Genomic DNA, 3,069 nt, shown 5'->3' on the forward strand with positions numbered 1-3,069 from the left:
GGGCCGGCGGATGCGGAGGGCTCGGGCGAGGTCGTCGAGCTGGTCGGTGAGACCGCGGTGGAGGCGGGGGACGAGGTCGGGGTCGGTGAGGGCGGCCCGGCCGGCCTTGAGGTTGTCGGCGTCGACGGCGTGGGCGGGGAAGGCGTGCTGGGCGGCGGCCGCGGCGATGGCGGGGCCGCGGCGGGTGGCCAGGGCGATGGCGTCGGGGTAGTAGCGGGGGACGTACGCGTGGACGAGGTCGGCCTGTTCGGGCTGCCAGAAGCCGCGGGCGGTGGCGGTGAAGAGGTAGTTGGACAGGCTGTCGTCGTGGAAGAGGCGGTTCCAGGCGGTGGCCTTGGCTTCGGCGGTGGGCAGGGAGGCGCGGCAACGGGCGGCGCCCTCCTCGCCGGTGGCGCTGGGGTCGGCGGCGAGGGCGGCGTCGATGGCGGCTTCGCCGACGGCGCCGAGGACGCTGAGCCGGGCGAGGATGCGCCAGCGCAGTTCGGGGTCGAGGGCGGGGCCGCCGGGGACGGTGCCGTCGTCGAGCCAGGCGGTGAGGGTGTCGGACTGGGTGGCGCTGTCGATGAGGGCGCGTACGGCGGCGAGGCGCATGCCGGGGTCGGTGCCGTCCTCGGTGCGGCGCAGCAGGCCGCGGGTGATGGTGGTGATCGCGGCGAGGGCTGCGGGGCGGTGTTCGGGGGTGAGGTAATGGTCGGCGATCTTGTCGCGGGCGAAGGTGAGGACGCCCTGGACGATGGCCAGGTCGGCCTCGTGGGGCAGGTGGGACTCGGCGGTGGCGAGGTAGGCGGCGGGGTCGAGTTCGCCGTCGCGGACCATGTCGCGCAGGGAGTTCCAGACGACGGCGCGGGTGAGCGGGTCGGGGAGGGCGGAGAGGCTGCGCCGGGCGGTGTCGAGGGAGACCTGGTCCAGGCGGATCTTGGCGTAGCTGAGGTCGCCGTCGTTGAGGAGGAGGAGCGCGGGGCGGGGACCGTCGGCGGAGAGGACCTCGTCGGAGGGGACGTCGAGGGTGAGGTGGGCTCTGGCTTCCAGGGTGCTGTCGGGTTCGCGGTCGTAGAGGCCGACGGCGATGTGGTGGGGGCGGGTGCCGTGGTGGTCGACGGTGAGGGTCCAGCCGCGGTGGGCCTCTTCGATGCGGGGGGTGAGGGTGTCGATGCCGGTGGTGCGCAGCCAGGTGTCGGCCCAGGCGTGGACGTCGCGGTCGGTGTGGGCGGCGAGGGAGTCGACGAAGTCGGCGAGTGAGGCGTTGGCGAACCTGTGGCGGGCGAAGTGGGTGTTGATGCCGGCCAGGAAGTCCTTCTCGCCGGTCCAGGCGACGAGTTGGCGCAGTGCGGAGGCGCCCTTGGCGTAGGAGATGCCGTCGAAGTTGAGGAGGGCGGAGTCGGTGTCGGGGACGGCTGCGGCGTCGGGGGCGACGGGGTGGGTGGAGGGCCGCTGGTCGGCGTCGTAGCCCCAGGGCTTGCGTTCCATGCCGAATTCGGTCCAGGTGCCGGTGAAGCGGGTGGCTTCGGTGAGGGTCTGGTAGCCCATGTACTCGGCGAAGGACTCGTTGAGCCAGATGTCGTCCCACCAGCGGAGGGTGACGAGGTCGCCGAACCACATGTGGGCCATCTCGTGGGCGATGACCATGGCTCGGCGCTGGCGTTCGGAGTCGGTGACGGCGGATCGGAAGACGTACTGGTCGCGGAAGGTGACCAGGCCGGGGTTCTCCATGGCGCCGGCGTTGAACTCGGGTACGAAGGCCTGGTCGTAGGAGTCGAAGGGGTAGGGCTCGGTGAACTTCTCGTGGTAGCGGTCGTAGCAGGCGGTGGTGACGGCGAGGATCTCGTCGGCGTCGGCGTCGAGGTGGGGGGCCAGGGAGCGGCGGCAGTGGATGCCGAAGGGCAGGCCGGCGTGTTCGGTGCGGATGCTGTGCCAGGGGCCTGCGGCGACGGCGGCGAGGTAGGTGGAGATCACGGGGGTGGGGGCGGAGGTCCAGATGCCGGCGCCGTCGGTGTCGCGGTCGCCTGTGCGGCGGGTGGTGCCGTTGGCGAGGACGGTCCAGTGGGCGGGGGCGGTGACGGTGAACTCGAAGACGGCCTTGAGGTCGGGCTGGTCGAAGGCCGGGAAGACGCGCTGGACGTCGTCGAGGAACAGCTGGGTGTAGACGTAGGTCTCGCCGTCCGCGGGGTCGGTGAAGCGGTGCAGGCCCTCGCCGGTGCGGGAGTAGCGCATGCGGGTGTCGACGCGCAGCTCGTGGGGGCCTTCGGCCAGGCCGGTGAGCGGGAGGCGGTTGTCGCTGAGGGTGGCCGGGTCGAGGGGGTGGCCGTCGAGTTCGGCTGAGCGCAGTTCGTCCGGCTTCAGTTCCACGAAGGTGTCGCCGGCGGTGCGGGCGGTGAAGCGGATGGTGGTGGTGGAGTCGAAGGTGTCCTCGCCGCCGGTGAGGTCGAGGGCGACGGCGTAGTGGTGGACGTCGAGGAGCCGGGCTCGGGCTTGCGCTTCGTTGCGCGTCAGTGCGGACATGGGCCCATGCTGCCCGAAGGGCGGGCCGTGGCCCTCTGGTGCTCTGGCCGGAAAGGTTTGCCGGCTGGCGGTGTCCGGTGGGGTGCACCGCGAGGCGGAGGGCCGCGGCGCAGCCCGTACTCGGCGCACCCGGTCCGACGACGCGGCGAGGGGCCCGTGCCCGGGGTCAGGGTAGCCGGGGGAGCGCCGTGAGACGGTGAACCCTTCCGGTCAGCCCACTATTCTTCGCGCGCAGCGATCGTCTCGTGGTGCCGGATGACTTCGGCGATGATGAAGTTCAGGAGCTTCTCGGCGAAGGCCGGGTCGAGTTTGGCGTTCTCGGCGAGCTGGCGGAGGCGGGCGATCTGGCTGGCCTCGCGCTGGGGGTCGGCGGGGGGCAGGTGGTGACGGGCCTTGAGGTGGCCGACCTGCTGGGTGCACTTGAAGCGTTCGGCGAGCATGTGGACCACGGCGGCGTCGATGTTGTCGATGCTGTCGCGCAGGCGGGCGAGCTCTGCGGTGACGTCGGCGTCGGGGGCGTCGGGGTGGCTGTTGTTCATGGTCACCGAGAATACGTGGCGGCCGGGGGCG

2 protein-coding genes are annotated in these 3,069 nt (G+C 72.1%); both read right to left on the reverse strand.

Annotated elements, in window-relative coordinates:
- Window positions 1-2,499 (reverse strand): aminopeptidase N (gene pepN, locus HYE82_RS35415; protein ID WP_179178335.1); only part of this gene is annotated, 2,499 nt, incomplete at its 3' end.
- A gap of 218 nt (window positions 2,500-2,717) precedes the next feature.
- Entirely contained in the window at window positions 2,718-3,038 is a 321-nt protein-coding gene (locus HYE82_RS35420; RefSeq protein ID WP_179178336.1) for a chorismate mutase, read from the reverse strand.
- Between the last annotated feature and the right edge of the window lie 31 nt (window positions 3,039-3,069).

The organism is Streptomyces sp. BR123 (assembly GCF_013401435.1).
Taxonomy (GTDB): Bacteria; Actinomycetota; Actinomycetes; order Streptomycetales; family Streptomycetaceae; genus Streptomyces.